The sequence below is a fragment of the Ruegeria sp. O4 genome, assembly GCF_056535125.1.
The window spans coordinates 41379-58134 of sequence record NZ_JBQERO010000004.1; the positions used below are offsets into that span (position 1 = coordinate 41379).

Genomic DNA, 16756 nt, shown 5'->3' on the forward strand with positions numbered 1-16756 from the left:
CTGTTACAGATTGTAACCGCTCGGGCCAGTTTCTGCCGCTTTTTCGCGTCGCCGTGCTGGACGCGGGATTAGAATAAGATAGCGTGTCGGCAATTGGTTCCGGGGGCTGTCCGTGCTGCGTTTTTTAATCTTCATTCTGTGTCCGGTCGTGCTGGCGGCATGTGTTGACCGGACTGTATCCGAAACGCTTCCATCAGCATTGGAAATCGGAACTCCCGAAACGGTTTTTGCGGCCACGACGCGTGCGCGCGAGCCCGATGGCACGTATGGATTCCGCCGCGCAGAACGCCTGCAATTTCTGGAAACCACCGTGTCGATACCACCGGGGCGTTCACCGGGAAGCCTTAAATTCTCCTATGCAAACCCTGACCCTAGAAAACAGTTCGTGCTGGCAGAGGTAGATCAGCTAAGCGGGCCGCAACAGCTGAAAGACAGGCTGAGTGGGGCCGAGGAAGTTACGATTTTTGTGCACGGCTATAACTCCACTCAGACAGAGACATTGTTCCGGGCCGCTCAGCTGTCGCATGATATCGGCATTCCCGGTCAAATCCTTGTCTATTCATGGCCCAGCCGCGCGACAGGCTATGGTTATGCCTATGATCTGGACAGTATGTTGTTTGCCCGTGATGGGCTGGAAGAAACCATTCGTCTACTCAAATCCATGGGAGTCAAGCGAGTAGCCCTTGTGGCGCATTCAATGGGCGGCGCGCTGGCTATGGAGATGATACGGCAAACCGAACTGAAACAGCCGGGCTGGGCAAAGCGAAATCTGGAAGGCCTTATTCTGATATCACCCGATCTGGATGTGGATGTTTTTCGGTCGCAGATGAACAGTATCAAAATTCCTCCTGATCCTTTTGTCCTGATGGTGTCCAAGAAAGACAAGGTCCTGAACGTCTCCGGCCGGTTGAGGGGAACCGCCGATGGTGAAAGGCTGGGCAATATCGGATCGGCCGAGAAGCTGTCCGATTATCCGATTGAAATCCTGGATACGACTGCCTTCAACAGCGATGCGGAATCCTCCCATTTTGTGGCTGCTACTTCTCCGGCCTTATTGACTATCCTCCGCTCTGTGCGCCGGGTCAGCGAAACATTTGGGCGCGATGACCGGCGCGGGATCGACATTCTCGTGCCGCCAAGCCAGCGCAATCCTGCTGGCGCCACAGAAATCGTGCTGACTGAAACCGGCCAGGCCCAGGTAAGCAATCCGTGACGCGGGTTTCCCTGCACCGGTTTCTTGTGGACAACGCGACCTGGCTTGCGACCGGCGTTTTGCTGACATTTCTGTCCAGCTTCGGGCAAACCTTTTTCATCTCGGTCTTTGCTGGTGAAATCCGCTCTGAATTCGGCCTCAGCCACGGCGCATGGGGCGGGCTGTACACGTTGGGCACGACCCTGTCTGCAATCGTGATGATCTGGGCCGGAGGGTTGACGGATATCTTCCGCGTACGGGTTTTGGGCCCAATGGTGCTGGCGGGACTGGCGTTGGCCGCGGTTGCAATGGCGCTGAACACCTGGCTGCTGCTGTTGCCATTTGTGATCTTTTTGTTGCGGTTATTTGGGCAGGGGATGAGCACGCATCTTGCCGTGGTCGCAATGGCCCGCTGGTTCACGGTTACGCGGGGCAAAGCGCTTTCCATAGCGTCCACCGGCTATGCGCTTGGCGAGGCGTTGCTGCCGCTGATCTTTGTTGGCGCCATGGATTATCTGGATTGGCGTTGGCTGTGGATTGCCGCGGCGGGCATCACGGCGTTGGGTATTCCGATCCTGATGCGGCTGCTGCGAGAAGAGAGAACTCCACAAAGCCTCGCCAACGCGTTTTCAGCATCGGGAATGCAGGGAAAACACTGGACCCGCCGGGACGCTCTGTTCCATCCCCTGTTCTGGTTCATGGTGCCATCAGTGCTTGGGCCATCCGCATTTATCACCGCGTTTTTCTTTCATCAGGTTTATCTGGCTGATGTGAAGGGGTGGCAGCATATCCGGCTGGTGGCGCTATTTCCGATCTTTACCGGAATATCCCTGCTGTCCATGTTTGCATCTGGCTGGGCGCTGGATAAATGGGGAACCGCCCGGATCATGCCCTACTATCAGCTTCCGATCGCACTTGGGTTCGTCATTCTGGGCACAACCAATTCAATCGGCGGCGCAACCCTTGGGCTGGTTTTCCTGGCTTTGACCGTTGGGGCAAACAGCACGTTGCCCAGCGCATTCTGGGCCGAATTCTACGGAACCCGACATATCGGTGCGATCAAGGCGATGGCCGCGGCTGTCATGGTTCTGGGATCGGCCATCGGCCCCGGCCTGACCGGCGTTCTGATTGACCTTGGTATTTCGCTGAACACTCAGTTCATCTGGGTTGGGGTGTTTTTCGTGCTGGTTTGCGTTCTGGTCCGAACCGGAATTTCCCGCGCCCGTCGGGACTTTTAGCGCATTCGCCTGAGATAGACGTAATAAGCACCGTCGCCGCCATGGCTGATATGCGCTGGCGTGATCTGCATCACCGCCTGCGCCAACGGCGGTATGGACAGCCAATGTGGCACCTGATTGCGCAGAACGCCGCGCGGGGTGGGGATCGGGCCGGGTTCGTCGCGGTCCTTGCCTTTGCCGGTTACCACCAGAACCAGTCGCTTACCTTGTGCCTGTGCGTTCAGGATAAAACGGATCAACGCAGGATGGGCCGTATCAACCCGCATACCGTGAAGGTCCAGCTTGCCTTCGGGCTTTAGCTTACCGCGCTTCATCCGGCCAAAAGCCTTGATATCCATCTGAACAGGCGCGGCGCGCAGCGCATCCGTCACCGATGGCTTCAGATCGTTTGGATTTGGTTTCGGCTGAAGGTTCTGACCAAGCTCAAACACCTCAAACCGGGGTTTTGGTGTTTTTCTGGGCCTGGGTTTCGGCAGGGTGGTCGGATGGACGGTCTGCGGACTGTCCGGATGCAGCCGCTCGGCCTGTTTGGTGACCTTGCGCCAAAGCTCGATCTCATCGGTTGTCAGTTTGCGCCGGGTCATCAGAATTCATCCGGCAACAAGGCATAGGCGCGTTGAATGGGCAGCAACAGAACCATCCGACCCGGATCTTTCAGTTTGCCCGCAGCCTGCCCGGCCTCTTCACCGGTTCCGAAAAAGATGTCGGCCCGTTGCGCGCCTTTGATGGCCGCGCCTGTGTCCTGCGCGATCATTAGCCGTCGCAACGGGTTTTCACCGTCCTTTTCCACCCAGACAGGTGCGCCCAATGGTGTATAGGCGGGGTCCGCCGCAATCGAGCGCATTGTCGTGATCGACCGGTTCATCGCCCCCAAAGGTCCAAATTCGGGGGCAACGCGTGAAACTTCGCGAAAAAACACGTATGACGGGTTGTGAAACAGCAACTCGGCACCGGCCTCGGGGTTTTTGCGCACCCAGGCGCGGATCATCTGGGCGCTGACCTCATGCGCACCCAGAACCCCGCGTCGCACCAGCTCAACACCAATCGACCGATAGGGGTGACCATTCGCACCACCATATCCAACCCGCAGCGCACCACCATCCGACAATCGAATGCGCCCCGAGCCCTGAATTTGCAGAAAGAACAGCTCGACAGGGTCGTCAACCCAGGCGATCTCTAGCCCGCGGCCCTGCATCACATCACCGGTTAGGATGTCACGACGGCTCAGCCATGGTCCTTCGGCACGGGCTTCGGGCGGCATCTTGTAGATCGGGTATTTGAAACGGTCTGTCCGGGTGCGCGCGCCGTCAAGCTCGGGTTCAAAATAGCCGGTAAACAGGCCCTCTTTGTCATCCTCGACCAGAACAGGGCGGAAGAATAACTCGAAAAAGGCGCGGGCGGCATCCGGTTCATATGTTCTGGCCACACCACACAAGGCGCGCCAATCCGGGTCATCCAGATCACCGCACGTGTTCAGAAATACGGAAAGGGCCGCGCCGTGGTCGTCCTCGGCCCAGCCCTGCAGATCGTCAAACGACAGTATGGATCGCGTTGCCTCGGCTTCGGCAGCGCTGGCGATGGTCATTGCACCCACCAGTAAAAGCGACCGAAGCGTTGCAATCATGCGTCCGTGGCGACAAGCAGCCAGTTTGGATCGTCCTTGCCCATGACGCGGGCAAAGGTCCAGCTGTCCTTCTGGCGCTTCACAGTATTCGGGTTGCCTTCGACGATATCGCCTCCGCGATCCCTAACGACCGAGGTCAGCTCCCCCACGAACTTCATCGTGATTTCGGCCTGGTTCGTATCCTTGTCGAATTTCACATCCGTCAGGGTGGTTTCCCGCACACCGATGAATTCGGCCTCAATGGTCAGGCCCTGATCTTCGCGCGCTGCCACGACCGAAACGAAAGTCTCGAACACCTCTTCCGACAGGAAAGGCTGGATTTCATCCAGATTGCCCCTTTCAAACCCCATCACGATCATCTCATACGCACCGCGCGCACCCTGAACGAACTCGCCGACCGAGAAGCCGGGCTCGACACGTTTCATTGCAGCCAGGGTTTGCGCCTGTTCGCTGTCTTCGGCGACATGGTCGGTAATGTCATGATCCGGGCCGCCATCGATCACCTCGAAACCGCGGCGCGATTTATGCGCTTCGGGCTGTTGCTGCACAGGCGGTTTTTCAAAGCCTTCACGCGTGCCCAGTACGCTTTTGAGGCGCAGGATCAGGAAAATGGCAATTCCGGCCAGGACCAGGAGCTGGATCATAGGGTTGTCGCTCATTTCATTCTCTTTTCAACGCCGCGACTTTGTATACACGGCCTCATGCCACTATGTAGGTGACAGTGAGTGGCAAGTCCACAGCCCGGCCTAAGGGAAAGGATAACGCAAATGTATCTGTTCTTGGCATTTTTGTTGGTGCCCATAATCGAAATCGCGCTGTTTATTCAGGTTGGTGGTTTGATTGGGTTGTGGCCGACACTTGCCATCGTAGTGCTGACCGCGGTTCTGGGCACGGTTTTGGTGCGGACACAAGGTCGCATGGCGCTTGGACGGCTGCAACGGTCCTTTGCCGAACTGGACGATCCGACCGAACCCCTGGCCCATGGGGCAATGATCCTGTTGTCGGGCGCTTTGTTGCTGACACCGGGCTTTTTCACTGATGCCGTTGGTTTTGCGTTGTTAGTTCCCGGTATCCGCGTCGCCGTTTTCCGGTACCTGAAATCCAAGGTTACAGTAACCCAGTTCCAGATGGGGCCGGGCCCCGGATATCAAACCCGGGGGAACCCTTTCGATCAGGGCGATATCATCGATGGGGAATTCACCGAAGTTCGGCCAAAAAAAGACCCCTCGAAGCCTTCGAAATGGGTGGAAGGCCCCCACCAGCATTGAGGTGCCGCGCCCAACTTGCTAAGCAGTGGCGAATTTCATTTTTGGAGTAGATCCATGGCCGAAGAAAACGCTGCAGAAAACACTGCGGCCCAAGCCGCCCCGCAGGTTCAGATGCGTGTTCTGGGGCAGTTCATCCGTGATATGTCCTTTGAAAACGTGATGGCGCAAAAGGGCGTTTCCGGAGACGTACAACCGGAAATCGCCGTTCAGGTGAATCTGGATGCCAAAAAACGCGCGGCGGACCATCAGTTCGAAGTTTCGATCAAGCTGAACCTGACATCCAAAGCCAAAGGCATGGATGACATCTTGTTCCTGTGTGAACTGGACTATTGCGGAATGTTCCACGTGGAAGGTGTGCCGGAAGATCAGCTGCACCCGTTCCTGATGATCGAGTGCCCGCGCATGTTGTTCCCGTTCCTGCGCCGCATCGTCAGCGATATCACCCGCGATGGCGGCTTCCCGCCGGTCAACCTGGACAATATCGATTTCGTTGCGCTCTATCGCAATGAGTTGATGCGCCGTCAGGCCGAACAGGCCCAAAAAGCAGACGCGTAAGGTTTTGACCCGCGCCTGTCCGGATCAGGCGCGGGTCCACAAGGCGTTCTCGCCCAGTTTTTCCACGAAAGCTTCATGTGCTGCGCGTTCATCCTCGGTGATCCGGGATGGCAATGGTGTGCTGCGCGGTGTAGCTCGCCAATCATCGCTGCCACCGTCCGCAGAAGATGTGGATGTCGACAGACCAAAATCCGGCTGCCGCCCACCGATCAATTCCAGGTAAACCTCGGCCAGAATTTCCGAGTCGAGCAACGCGCCGTGCAACACACGGTTCGAGTTGTCGATATTGAAGCGACGGCACAGCGCATCCAGTGACGCTGGCGAACCGGGGAACCGTTTTCGGGCAATTGCCAGTGTATCTAACGCCTGCTCCATGGGGATAAGCGGGGCACCCATCCATTTCAGCTCGGCATTCAGGAACTTCATGTCGAATGAGGCGTTGTGGATCACCAACCGCGCATCGCCAACAAATTCGCGAAATCCATGGCCAACCTTTGCAAAGACCGGCTTGTCTTTCAGAGTCACTTCGCCCTTTTCAGGCGGGCGCGGGGTTTCCAGCAGATCGGGACCTATACCATGCACGCCAAACGCCTCTTCCGGCATCGAGCGTTCGGGGTTGATATAGACGTGATAGGTTTCACCGGTTGCAACGTGGTTCCACAGCTCAACGGCGCCGATTTCCACGATCCGATCCCCGCTGTCGGGGTCAAACCCGGTGGTTTCGGTATCCAGTACAATCTCACGCATGTGCCATCCCCGCCCGTATCTGCTTGACCACATCCTGCACCTGCGCGCGGGCGTGGTCCAGAGTATCGGTCACGATCACAAAATCCGACCGCGCGCATTTTTCATCATTCGGGATCTGCTTGGCGCGGATTTGCTCGAACTGCGCCTCGGTCATTGTTCCGCGTTCCATCACGCGCCGTTTTTGGTCTTCGGCCGGGATAGAAACACAGGCCACGGCATCCATTGCTGCATCCCCGCCCGTTTCAAACAAAAGTGGAATATCGAACACCAAAATGTCGCTTGTTGCGCTTTCGCGAAATTCTGCGCGGTCAGCAGCGACAAGTGGATGCACAATCGCCTCAATCGTTTTCAACGTGGCCGGGTCATCCGCGATGATCCGTTTCAACGCGTCACGGCTGACCACCCCATCACGTATCGCATCGGGAAAGGCTGCCCGCATTGGTTCAACCGCTGCTCCACCAATGGCATACAGCCGATGCACCGCCGCATCCGCATCCCACAATGCGCACCCTTCTTCAACGAACATCTGCGCTGTGGTGCTTTTCCCCATACCGATTGAGCCTGTCAGGCCAAGCGCAAAACTCATGCCAAAGCCGCCGCGCGCGTATCTGCGTCTACCTCAGGGCGGACACCAAACCAGCGTTCAAATCCGGGAACGGCCTGATGCAGCAACATCCCAAGACCATCGACTGTGGTGCATCCGGCCTCCTCGGCAGTTTGCAGCAGGCGGGTTTTCAACGGGGTATAGACCAGGTCCGTTACCACGGCACCGGGCTGCAACCCGTCCAACGGCACGCGCAGCTCTGGCTGGCCCTGCATCCCCAGTGAAGTCGTATTGACCACCAGTTCGGCGTTTTCAATGACATTTCCCGCCTGAACCCAATCGACCACGCGAATGCGTTGGCCGAACTCTTCCTTCAGATGATCCGCGCGGGCGCGCGTCCGGTTGGTCAGCAGGATTTCCGGCACCCCGGCATCAGACAAAGCCTGCAAAACGGCACGTGCAGCGCCCCCGGCACCAAACACCACCGCCGGGCCATCTTTCGCATTCCAGTCAGGTGCGCCATTGCGCAGGTTCTCCATAAACCCGTACCCGTCGGTGTTATCTGCGTGGATCGAACCATCAGTTCGGAACACCAGCGTATTTGCGGCACCAATGACCGTTGCGCGGTCGGAAACGTGATCTGCGATCTTCAGCACAGCTTCTTTGTGCGGAACGGTCACGTTGGCCCCGACAAAGCCCGCTTTGGGCAGGGTTCGCAGCACAGTCTCCAGATCAGCAGAGGCGACGTCCATCGGGATATAATGCCCGACAAGCCCATAGGTCTTTAACCAATGCCCGTGCAGCTTGGGTGAACGCGAATGCCCGATGGGGTGCCCGATCACTCCGGCTAAAGGAACCCGATTGTCCGTCATTGCTCGATCATCCCTTTGACAGCCAGAAAATTGAGAAGCTCTAACAGGGGCATACCCAAAACGTTAAAATAGTCGCCGTCAATGGTGGCGAACAGGCGGACACCTTCTTCTTCCAGCTTGTAGGCTCCGACGGCATGGCGAATGCTGTCCCAGTTCCGTGCAACATAGTCTTTCAGATAGGCATCGGAACTGGCCCGCATCCGCAGACGCACTTGCCCTACATGCCTCCAGATCGGCTCACCGTCCTGATAGATCACAGCTGCGGACAAAAGCATGTGCCGCTTGCCGCGCATGGCTTTCAGTTGGGCCAGCGCCTGTTCCGGGGTTTCGGGCTTTGACAGCAGCTGCCCTTCGAAATCCAGCACCTGATCACACCCGATCACCATGGCGCCGGGGTTCTTGTCGCTGACCTTACGCGCTTTGATCTCGGCCAGCGTGTCGGCAATATCGCGTGGTGCGGCATCCTCTGCCAGCAACGCCCTTTTGACCGCCTCTTCATCCACGCGCGCCGTTTGAACCACAAACGGCACACCTGCGTTCCTGAGCAACTGCGCGCGAATAACGGATCCCGAAGCCAGAAGAATGGGGACAGACATGTGGAAAACCCCGTGTGCAAATCGATGAGAGTTCTGGGGTGTTTTGTATGGTTTTCCGGTTGACACGCAACCCCGGGAATTTTGTGGCAAAGATCCCCGAGTCGCTCAAATCTCATCCTGTTGGGACAAGGATAACTCCAACTCTTGGGATAACAGATCTATCCAGCGATACCCATCGGGTTATCCACAGATCAAGTATGGTAGAACCATTGTAAATATTTGATCTTTATATTAATTTCCCACTATTAACAGAATCACTGGCGATCTCAGATATTCTGTCCCCTTGGGGAAAACGCTAGGGTAAAAAAGTAATCCACGGATTTTTGGCACCCTACAAAACCATCATCCTTTTTCTTTTCATATTTTTTTATTAGGGAGAGTTCCGAACAACGTTCGGAGCCGGCATGACAGACCTTCTTTTCACGATTTACCCGTGGGTGAAGTCATTACATATCATGGCCGTAATCTCATGGATGGCGGGCTTGTTCTATTTACCACGGCTGTTTGTTTATCACGTCGAAAAAGCGCAGGCCGTAGAGGGCGCGCAAGACATCTTCTTTGAAATGGAAGACAAGCTGCTGCGGGTGATCATGCGCCCCGCGATGGTTGTAACCTGGGTATGCGGGCTGATCATGGTGTTCACACCGGGGATCGTCGGATGGGATTTTGCATGGCCCTGGGTCAAAGGTGCGGGCGTGATCGCGATGACCTGGTTCCACCATTGGCTTATGGCCCGAAGGAAGGATTTCCTGGCAGGCCAGAATAAGCTCACTGGGCGGCAGTATCGCATGATGAACGAGGTTCCGACCATTCTGATGGTTGCCATCGTTCTGGCGGTCATTCTGAAGTTCTGAACGCCTGTTTGACTCCGAACGTCGCTGCGCTTATGTAGATCACAACACGCCCGTCCGGGCGGCGTATTTTCCGTACTGAAATTCCACTTCAAGCCGCGTTCTCAGCGGTGAAGGTATGTATCATGTCCAATGAATCCCTGAATCTGGCCGACCTGAAAGCCAAAAGCCCCAAAGACCTTCTGGCCATGGCCGAAGAGCTGGAGATCGAAAACGCCTCGACTATGCGTAAGGGCGAAATGATGTTCCAGATTCTGCGCGAACGTGCCGATGATGGCTGGACCGTCGGCGGTGATGGCGTACTGGAAGTGCTACAGGACGGGTTCGGCTTTCTGCGCTCGCCCGAGGCGAACTATCTGCCGGGCCCTGATGATATCTATGTCTCGCCCGATATGATCCGTCTGCACTCATTGCGGACCGGGGACACGGTCGAAGGCGAGATCAAGGCGCCGGATGAGAATGAGCGTTATTTCGCGCTAACCAAAGTCACCATGATCAACTTTGAAGATCCCGAAAAGGCCAAGCACAAGATCCTGTTCGACAACCTGACGCCTCTGTACCCGGATGAGCGTCTGAAGATGGAAATCGAAGACCCCACCATCAAGGATAAGTCAGCGCGCGTGATCGATCTGGTTGCGCCGATCGGTAAAGGTCAGCGTTCATTGATCGTGGCACCGCCGCGGACCGGTAAAACCGTGATCCTGCAGAACATCGCGCATTCGATCGAACAGAACCACCCGGAGTGTTATCTGATCGTCCTGCTGATCGACGAACGCCCGGAAGAAGTGACCGACATGCAGCGCTCGGTTAAGGGTGAGGTTGTGTCGTCAACCTTCGATGAGCCCGCAACGCGTCACGTGGCCGTGTCGGAGATGGTCATTGAAAAGGCCAAGCGTTTGGTCGAACATAAACGAGATGTTGTTATTCTTCTCGACTCGATCACAAGACTTGGTAGGGCGTTTAACACCGTTGTTCCGTCCTCGGGTAAAGTTCTGACCGGTGGTGTGGATGCGAATGCGTTGCAGCGGCCCAAGCGTTTCTTCGGTGCGGCCCGGAATATTGAAGAGGGCGGATCGCTGACCATTATCGCCACCGCGCTGATCGATACCGGCAGCCGGATGGACGAGGTGATCTTTGAAGAATTCAAAGGTACTGGTAACTCGGAAATCGTTCTGGACCGCAAGATTGCAGACAAACGCGTGTTCCCGGCGATCGACATCCTTAAATCCGGTACTCGGAAAGAGGACCTGCTGGTCGACAAGGGCGATCTGGCCAAGACCTTCGTTCTGCGCCGTATCCTCAATCCGATGGGCACCACCGACGCAATCGAGTTCTTGTTGTCGAAGTTGAAACAGACGAAGACAAACGGCGAGTTCTTCGATTCGATGAACACCTGACACAGGTCTTAGACCCCAGCGAGGCCTTCGAATGGATACGATATTCGCCTTGGCCAGCGCGCAAGGCAAAGCAGGGGTGGCGGTCATTCGCCTCTCTGGCCCCGAAGCGCATTCCGCAGCCGCATATCTGTGCGGCGCGGAACTGCCCAAGCGGGGAATGGTCTTGCGCACCCTGCGGGATCAGGATGGATCACATCTAGATGATGGTCTGGTTCTGACATTTCAGGCACCGGCAAGTTTCACCGGTGAAGACGTGGCAGAACTTCAGATCCACGGCAGCACGGCCTCGGTCAATGCGGTTCTGCGTTGTTTGTCGAACACCGATGGGCTGCGACTGGCGGACCCGGGTGAGTTTACACGCCGGGCCCTTGAAAATGGCAAGATGGATCTGACACAGGTCGAAGGCCTGGCAGATCTGATTGACGCGGAAACCGAGGCACAGCGTAAGCAGGCCCAAACCATTCTGGCCGGTGAGCTTGGCACGCTGGCCGAGCGCTGGCGGCGCGATTTGATCCGCGCGGCATCGTTGCTGGAAGCGGTCATAGATTTCGCTGATGAAGACGTCCCCACTGACGTCACGCCGGAAGTCCGTAGTTTGACAAGCGGAGTTCTGGCAGATCTTCGTCGAGAAGCTGATGGGGTAAAGATCGCCGAGCGTATTCGTACCGGATTTGAAGTGGCTATTGTCGGTCTTCCCAATGCAGGAAAATCAACCCTGCTGAACGCGCTTGCGGGGCGCGAGGCTGCGATTACTTCGGAATACGCAGGCACGACCCGGGACGTGATCGAGGTTCGAATGGATCTGGCTGGTTTGCCGGTGACATTGCTGGATACGGCCGGGTTGCGGGATACCGAAGATCATGTCGAAAATCTTGGGATCGAGCTGGCTCGAAAACGGGCAGATGCGGCGGACCTGCGCGTTTTCCTGGCTGAAGCACCGGAAGATCTGGGTGTGGCCATGCAGGATGGCGATATCCACGTTCTACCCAAAGCGGACTTGCGAGAGGGCGCTGCTGAAGGTGTTTCAGGAAAGACAGGACAGGGGATTGACGCGCTTGTAGACCAGATTTCGTGGGTCTTGAGTGATAGAACCACAACACATGGTATTGCCACGCGTGAGCGCCACCGCGCTGCGATGAATAAGGCATCGGATTCACTTGCTGCTGCGATCACGGTTCTGGAATCAGGCCCGGACCTGTATGATATCGCTGCGGAGGAGTTAAGAACCGCCATACGGGGACTTGAATCTCTGGTTGGCAGAATAGATGTCGAAACACTGTTGGATGAAATCTTCTCCAGCTTTTGTTTGGGAAAATAAGGATTGTTTCACGTGAAACATTCAAACATTGATGTCATCGTGGTTGGGGCTGGTCATGCCGGTACGGAGGCTGCGCACGCCGCTGCCAGGATGGGTGCGAAAACCGCTTTGGTGACATTATCCGCGACCGATATCGGGGTCATGTCCTGCAACCCGGCCATCGGCGGGTTGGGGAAGGGACATCTGGTACGAGAGATTGACGCGCTAGATGGTGTAATGGGCCGTGTCGCTGACCAGGCTGGTATTCAGTTTCGACTGTTAAACCGGCGAAAAGGTCCGGCTGTTCAGGGTCCCAGAACGCAGGCTGATCGCGCCTTGTACCGGGCGGCGATGCAAAACGAAATCAGCAATCAGGAAAACCTGTCCGTTATCGTTGGGGAGGTTGTAGATTTTCTGATGGATGGACACCGTGTCGCCGGTGTCGTGCTCGGAGATGGGTCGGAAATTTACGCCAAAGCCGTTGTTCTGACCTCCGGAACCTTCCTGCGCGGCGTCATCCATATCGGCGACGTGTCACGGGCTGGTGGGCGAATGGGAGATCGCCCGTCAATAAAACTGGCCGAGAGGTTGGATAGCTATAACCTTCCGCTGGGGCGCTTGAAAACCGGCACACCGCCGCGTCTGGATGGGCGTACGATCAACTGGTCGGGTTTGGAAAAACAAGACGGGGATGAGGACCCGACCTTGTTTTCTTTCCTGTCAACATCGGTTGTCGCGCCTCAGATTTCCTGCGGTATTACACACACCAATGCAAAGACGCATGAGATCATCGAAGCAAACCTCTCAAAATCGGCGATGTATGGTGGCCATATCGACGGCATAGGTCCAAGATATTGCCCTTCGATCGAAGACAAGATTGTGCGCTTTGCAGATAAGGATTCGCATCAGGTTTTTCTTGAACCCGAAGGCGTTAATGACCACACGATTTATCCCAACGGTATTTCAACGTCACTGCCTCAGGACGTGCAGTTGGAATATGTTCGGTCGATCAAAGGGCTTGAAAAGGCGGATATTCTGCAACCCGGCTATGCGATTGAATATGATTATGTGGACCCTCGTATCTTAACTGCGTCCTTGTCGCTACCCGACGTTCCGGGACTATATCTGGCAGGGCAGATCAACGGGACCACAGGATATGAGGAGGCAGCGGCACAAGGGATGGTTGCTGGTCTCAACGCGGCGCTGGACGTACAGGGCCGCGAACCGGTCTTTTTCACAAGATCAGACAGCTATATCGGCGTGATGATAGACGACCTGACGACCCGTGGTGTGGCTGAGCCCTATCGAATGTTTACCTCCAGGGCTGAATTCCGACTGTCTTTGCGGGCAGACAATGCCGATCAACGGTTGACACCGATTGGTTTGGAACTTGGTTGTGTCGGAGAGAAGCGACAGGCACATTTTAAAAAGAAAATGAACCAGCTTGATGCGGCGAAATCCAAGCTGACCGCACGCACATACACACCCAAGGAAGTTCTTTCGGCTGGGATCAACGTCAACCAGGATGGAAACCGCCGAGATGGAATGGAAATTCTGGCATTTCCGGATACATCCTTCGAGGACTTGTTCCCTCTGATACCTGATCTACAAGATGTAGACGTGGCGATCCGGCTTCAAATCGAACGCGACGCGCTTTACGCAAACTATATCGATCGGCAAAAGCGCGATGTTGAGGCCATGAAGCGGGATGAATCCTATGTTATCCCACGTGAGTTTGACTATTTTGGCTTGGACGGGCTGTCTTCTGAGATGAAGCAAAAACTGTCGCAGGCCAAGCCGTCGAACATAGCGCAAGCAAGCCGTGTCGAAGGTGTTACTCCGGCTGCCCTGACCCTTGTTCTGGCGAAATTGCGCCGGGATCAACGAGCACGTCAGGCATGACGGTCGATTATTCCAAGTTTGATGGCTTGAATGTTTCACGTGAAACATTTGAGCGTCTGAAAATCTATGTTGATCTGGTGAACCACTGGAACCCCAGGATAAATCTTGTTTCGCGCAATAGCCTGGAATTCATTTGGGATCGGCATATTCTGGATTCTGTCCAGGTTTTTCGATGCGCTGAAACGTTTGACACCTGGGTGGACCTTGGCAGTGGCGGCGGGTTCCCCGGGATGGTGTGCGCCATTATTGCGGCCGAGGAAGTTCCGGCCGCCAGTTTCTCTCTTGTGGAAAGCGACCAGCGAAAATCGGCATTTCTGCGTAACGTTGCCCGTGAATGTGGCGTGTCGTGTAAAGTGATTTCCAAGCGGATTGAGGTGGTTGAACCCCTCGGCGCAAACATCGTTTCGGCGCGCGCGCTGGCGGATTTGCGTACATTGTTATCATTTTGTGACATACATTTAGGTGAAAACGGGACCGCGCTGTTGCCCAAAGGTGCAAACTGGAAAAAAGAGCTGGATGAGGCGCGTGAGGAATGGAATTTCGATGCTGAGGCCATTACAAGTTTAACTGAACCTCAGGCCGTTATCCTTAAGATCAAAGGAGTATCACGTGGTTGATCTGTCTCGACCGTCCGGACCCCGGATAATAGCGGTTGCCAATCAGAAGGGCGGAGTAGGGAAAACAACCACAGCGATCAACCTGGCGGCCGGACTGGCCGAAGCTGGTTGCAGGGTATTGGTGGTTGACCTCGATCCACAAGGGAACGCATCCACCGGATTAGGGGTCGAAGATCGGGATTGGACCACTTATGACCTCATTCTGGACGACGCGCCTTTGGAGGCAGTGGTTCAAGAGACGGAGATCGAGAACCTTTTGGTTGTCCCTGCAACGGTTGACCTGAGCTCGGCGGATATCGAGCTGATTTCCAACGAAAAACGCAGCTATCTTTTGCATGATGCGCTGCGTCAGACGGCGGTGGACGCGTTTGAGCTGGATTTCATCCTGATTGATTGCCCGCCGTCACTGAACCTCTTGACGGTAAACGCGATGGTTGCCGCCCATTCTGTCCTAGTGCCGCTGCAAAGTGAGTTCTTTGCGCTGGAGGGTCTTTCGCAATTGATGCTGACAATTCGGGAGGTCCGGCAAACCGCGAATCCAGACCTGAGAATCGAAGGTGTTGTGTTGACCATGTATGACAACCGCAACAACTTGTCCCGTCAGGTCGAAAAGGATGCGCGTGACAATTTGGGCGAGATGGTTTTTAAGACGAAGATACCCAGGAATGTGCGGGTCAGCGAGGCGCCATCCTATGCGCTGCCGGTATTGCAGTATGACTCGGGATCACTTGGTGCGATGGCGTATCGGCATCTGGCCCGTGAGATTATGCATAAGAACAACAAGACCGCAGCATGAGCGGTGGTGAGGAGGCCGACATGAGCACCAGGAAAGCGAAATCCAGAGGGTTGGGCCGGGGATTATCCGCACTCATGGCGGACGTTAATCCAGAGGCGGGCAACCGGGTATCATCTGACGCCCGCAGACCTGACCTTAAAGTTCCGATTGAAAAGCTGAAGGCAAACCCAAATCAGCCGCGACGTACGTTCCAGCCCGAACAATTGGATGAGCTTGCCGCGTCGGTTCGGGAAAAAGGTATCATCCAACCCTTGATCGTACGTCCAACAGGGGCTGGGGAATACGAGATCGTCGCTGGTGAACGCCGGTGGCGGGCGGCTCAGATGGCGCAGCTGCACGAGATCCCTGTGATTGTGCGCGAATTCGATGATACCGAGGTACTGGAAGTTGCGATCATCGAAAACATCCAGCGCGCTGATCTGAACGCAGTGGAAGAGGCCGCCGGATACAGGCAGTTGATGGATCGCTTTGGCCACACGCAGGAAAAGCTTGCTGAGGCTTTGGGGAAAAGCCGCAGCCATATTGCGAACCTGTTGCGGCTTTTGTCTCTGCCAATTGACGTGCAAACTCTTGTAATTGAAGGGAAATTATCGGCTGGTCATGCGCGGGCGCTGATTACGGCGGAAAATCCCTCGGAATTGGCAAAACTGATCGTCAAGGATGGTTTGTCTGTGCGCGCGACCGAAGCGCTGGTCAAGAAACAGCAGCAGGGCGACACTGCACGACCTGCTCCCAGATCCAGAAATCTGGATGCCGGAAAAGATGCTGATACGCGCGCGCTGGAAAAAGACCTGTCCGCTATTTTGGCCATGAAAGTCTCGATCAACCACAAGGCGGGAACGGAATCCGGTCAGGTTGTTCTGACGTATGAAAACCTGGATCAGCTTGACGATCTTTGTGCAAAGCTCAGCCGTTAGGGCGCGTCCAGATAAATATCAGGACGCCGCCCAGAACAATGACCTGAAGGATCAGCACGAAGGGCGGAACGGATAAGAGCAAAGACACTCCTAAAACGGCGGCGACCGACAGGGTTGCTGCCTTTTTTGCGGCCGGGCGTATTGCGCCCGAACTCTGCCAATCCAGTATCATTGGCCCGAAAATCCGGTGCGACAGAAGCCAGTTGTGCAACCGTGAAGAGGATCGCGCAAAGAAAAACGCTGCCAGCAACAAAAACGGAACCGTTGGAAGAAGAGGCAGAACAACCCCAATCGCGGCCATCGCAACGCAAAGCAATCCCAGCCCCGCCCAAAGATACTGCAT

19 protein-coding genes are annotated in these 16756 nt (G+C 55.7%); 11 read left to right on the forward strand and 8 right to left on the reverse strand.

The window, feature by feature from the left end; genetic code table 11:
• Nucleotides 1–112 precede the first annotated feature (112 nt).
• Together ACR0J7_RS07385 and ACR0J7_RS07390 are read left to right on the forward strand one after the other, a co-directional pair.
• On the forward strand, nt 113–1213 hold the full coding sequence (locus ACR0J7_RS07385; RefSeq protein ID WP_480913708.1) for an alpha/beta hydrolase: 1101 nt from the start codon (nt 113–115) through the stop codon (nt 1211–1213).
• Nucleotides 1210–2430 (forward strand): MFS transporter, encoded by a 1221-nt coding sequence (locus ACR0J7_RS07390; protein ID WP_480913710.1) that lies wholly within the window; start codon nt 1210–1212, stop codon nt 2428–2430. The genes ACR0J7_RS07385 and ACR0J7_RS07390 overlap by 4 nt, the downstream gene beginning before the upstream one ends.
• Here the strand turns inward: ACR0J7_RS07390 and ACR0J7_RS07395 are convergent.
• From ACR0J7_RS07395 to ACR0J7_RS07405, 3 genes are read right to left on the reverse strand one after another with little or no spacing between them, the layout of a single operon-like run.
• A complete protein-coding gene (locus ACR0J7_RS07395) occupies nt 2427–3014 on the reverse strand; it encodes a Smr/MutS family protein (RefSeq protein ID WP_480913711.1) in 588 nt (195 codons plus the stop codon). The two genes, ACR0J7_RS07390 and ACR0J7_RS07395, sit on opposite strands and share 4 nt — an antisense overlap.
• Nucleotides 3014–4054, reverse strand: a complete 1041-nt coding sequence (gene mltA / locus ACR0J7_RS07400; protein WP_480913712.1) for a murein transglycosylase A — start codon at nt 4052–4054, stop codon at nt 3014–3016. The genes ACR0J7_RS07395 and mltA overlap by 1 nt, the downstream gene beginning before the upstream one ends.
• Entirely contained in the window at nt 4051–4713 is a 663-nt protein-coding gene (locus ACR0J7_RS07405; protein ID WP_480559165.1) for a Tim44/TimA family putative adaptor protein, read from the reverse strand. The genes mltA and ACR0J7_RS07405 overlap by 4 nt, the downstream gene beginning before the upstream one ends.
• 108 nt (nt 4714–4821) lie before the next feature.
• Between ACR0J7_RS07405 and ACR0J7_RS07410 the strand changes: the two genes are divergently transcribed.
• Both ACR0J7_RS07410 and secB read left to right on the forward strand, forming a co-directional pair.
• Entirely contained in the window at nt 4822–5322 is a 501-nt protein-coding gene (locus ACR0J7_RS07410) for an FxsA family protein (protein WP_480518241.1), read from the forward strand.
• 54 nt (nt 5323–5376) lie between these two features.
• On the forward strand, nt 5377–5877 hold the full coding sequence (gene secB / locus ACR0J7_RS07415) for a protein-export chaperone SecB (RefSeq protein ID WP_209506872.1): 501 nt from the start codon (nt 5377–5379) through the stop codon (nt 5875–5877).
• Nucleotides 5878–5901: 24 nt separating this feature from the next.
• Here secB and dnaQ read toward each other — a convergent pair whose 3' ends face one another.
• From dnaQ to ACR0J7_RS07435, 4 genes are read right to left on the reverse strand one after another with little or no spacing between them, the layout of a single operon-like run.
• Nucleotides 5902–6624: a DNA polymerase III subunit epsilon gene (gene dnaQ, locus ACR0J7_RS07420; RefSeq protein ID WP_480622682.1), complete on the reverse strand. Its 723-nt coding sequence runs from the start codon at nt 6622–6624 to the stop codon at nt 5902–5904.
• Nucleotides 6617–7210 (reverse strand): dephospho-CoA kinase, encoded by a 594-nt coding sequence (gene coaE / locus ACR0J7_RS07425; protein ID WP_480624792.1) that lies wholly within the window; start codon nt 7208–7210, stop codon nt 6617–6619. The genes dnaQ and coaE overlap by 8 nt, the downstream gene beginning before the upstream one ends.
• On the reverse strand, nt 7207–8040 hold the full coding sequence (locus tag ACR0J7_RS07430; protein ID WP_480913715.1) for a shikimate dehydrogenase: 834 nt from the start codon (nt 8038–8040) through the stop codon (nt 7207–7209). The genes coaE and ACR0J7_RS07430 overlap by 4 nt, the downstream gene beginning before the upstream one ends.
• Nucleotides 8037–8636, reverse strand: coding sequence for a Maf family protein (locus ACR0J7_RS07435; protein ID WP_480506858.1), 600 nt, complete (start codon nt 8634–8636; stop codon nt 8037–8039). The genes ACR0J7_RS07430 and ACR0J7_RS07435 overlap by 4 nt, the downstream gene beginning before the upstream one ends.
• Before the next feature lie 404 nt (nt 8637–9040).
• Here ACR0J7_RS07435 and ACR0J7_RS07440 point away from each other — a divergent pair, with 404 nt between their 5' ends.
• From ACR0J7_RS07440 to ACR0J7_RS07470, 7 genes are all read left to right on the forward strand, one after another.
• Entirely contained in the window at nt 9041–9490 is a 450-nt protein-coding gene (locus ACR0J7_RS07440) for a CopD family protein (RefSeq protein WP_209506877.1), read from the forward strand.
• Between the two features lie 122 nt (nt 9491–9612).
• Nucleotides 9613–10884 (forward strand): transcription termination factor Rho, encoded by a 1272-nt coding sequence (rho, locus tag ACR0J7_RS07445; RefSeq protein ID WP_267364726.1) that lies wholly within the window; start codon nt 9613–9615, stop codon nt 10882–10884.
• 31 nt (nt 10885–10915) lie between these two features.
• The gene (gene mnmE, locus ACR0J7_RS07450) at nt 10916–12202 is read left to right on the forward strand and encodes a tRNA uridine-5-carboxymethylaminomethyl(34) synthesis GTPase MnmE (protein WP_480506859.1); all 1287 of its coding nucleotides are present in this window, start codon (nt 10916–10918) and stop codon (nt 12200–12202) included.
• A gap of 12 nt (nt 12203–12214) precedes the next feature.
• Complete coding sequence (gene mnmG, locus ACR0J7_RS07455) at nt 12215–14083, forward strand: tRNA uridine-5-carboxymethylaminomethyl(34) synthesis enzyme MnmG (RefSeq protein ID WP_480909909.1); 1869 nt, start codon at nt 12215–12217, stop codon at nt 14081–14083.
• Entirely contained in the window at nt 14080–14700 is a 621-nt protein-coding gene (rsmG, locus tag ACR0J7_RS07460; protein ID WP_480913716.1) for a 16S rRNA (guanine(527)-N(7))-methyltransferase RsmG, read from the forward strand. The genes mnmG and rsmG overlap by 4 nt, the downstream gene beginning before the upstream one ends.
• On the forward strand, nt 14693–15496 hold the full coding sequence (locus tag ACR0J7_RS07465; protein ID WP_209506882.1) for a ParA family protein: 804 nt from the start codon (nt 14693–14695) through the stop codon (nt 15494–15496). Before rsmG ends, ACR0J7_RS07465 begins: the two co-directional genes overlap by 8 nt.
• A gap of 20 nt (nt 15497–15516) precedes the next feature.
• A complete protein-coding gene (locus ACR0J7_RS07470; protein ID WP_480913718.1) occupies nt 15517–16413 on the forward strand; it encodes a ParB/RepB/Spo0J family partition protein in 897 nt (298 codons plus the stop codon).
• Here ACR0J7_RS07470 and ACR0J7_RS07475 read toward each other — a convergent pair.
• Nucleotides 16403–16756: a YbaN family protein gene (locus ACR0J7_RS07475; protein ID WP_480482526.1), complete on the reverse strand. Its 354-nt coding sequence runs from the start codon at nt 16754–16756 to the stop codon at nt 16403–16405. The two genes, ACR0J7_RS07470 and ACR0J7_RS07475, sit on opposite strands and share 11 nt — an antisense overlap.

Coding starts and splice junctions, on each gene's coding strand:
- ACR0J7_RS07395 (WP_480913711.1), bottom strand. CDS start 3,014: ATGACCCGGCGCAAACTGACAACCGATGAGATCGAGCTTTGGCGCAAG.
- mltA (WP_480913712.1), bottom strand. CDS start 4,054: ATGATTGCAACGCTTCGGTCGCTTTTACTGGTGGGTGCAATGACCATC.
- ACR0J7_RS07405 (WP_480559165.1), bottom strand. CDS start 4,713: ATGAGCGACAACCCTATGATCCAGCTCCTGGTCCTGGCCGGAATTGCC.
- ACR0J7_RS07410 (WP_480518241.1), top strand. CDS start 4,822: ATGTATCTGTTCTTGGCATTTTTGTTGGTGCCCATAATCGAAATCGCG.
- secB (WP_209506872.1), top strand. CDS start 5,377: ATGGCCGAAGAAAACGCTGCAGAAAACACTGCGGCCCAAGCCGCCCCG.
- dnaQ (WP_480622682.1), bottom strand. CDS start 6,624: ATGCGTGAGATTGTACTGGATACCGAAACCACCGGGTTTGACCCCGAC.
- coaE (WP_480624792.1), bottom strand. CDS start 7,210: ATGAGTTTTGCGCTTGGCCTGACAGGCTCAATCGGTATGGGGAAAAGC.
- ACR0J7_RS07430 (WP_480913715.1), bottom strand. CDS start 8,040: ATGACGGACAATCGGGTTCCTTTAGCCGGAGTGATCGGGCACCCCATC.
- ACR0J7_RS07435 (WP_480506858.1), bottom strand. CDS start 8,636: ATGTCTGTCCCCATTCTTCTGGCTTCGGGATCCGTTATTCGCGCGCAG.
- ACR0J7_RS07440 (WP_209506877.1), top strand. CDS start 9,041: ATGACAGACCTTCTTTTCACGATTTACCCGTGGGTGAAGTCATTACAT.
- rho (WP_267364726.1), top strand. CDS start 9,613: ATGTCCAATGAATCCCTGAATCTGGCCGACCTGAAAGCCAAAAGCCCC.
- mnmE (WP_480506859.1), top strand. CDS start 10,916: ATGGATACGATATTCGCCTTGGCCAGCGCGCAAGGCAAAGCAGGGGTG.
- rsmG (WP_480913716.1), top strand. CDS start 14,080: ATGACGGTCGATTATTCCAAGTTTGATGGCTTGAATGTTTCACGTGAA.
- ACR0J7_RS07470 (WP_480913718.1), top strand. CDS start 15,517: ATGAGCACCAGGAAAGCGAAATCCAGAGGGTTGGGCCGGGGATTATCC.
- ACR0J7_RS07475 (WP_480482526.1), bottom strand. CDS start 16,756: ATGCAGTATCTTTGGGCGGGGCTGGGATTGCTTTGCGTTGCGATGGCC.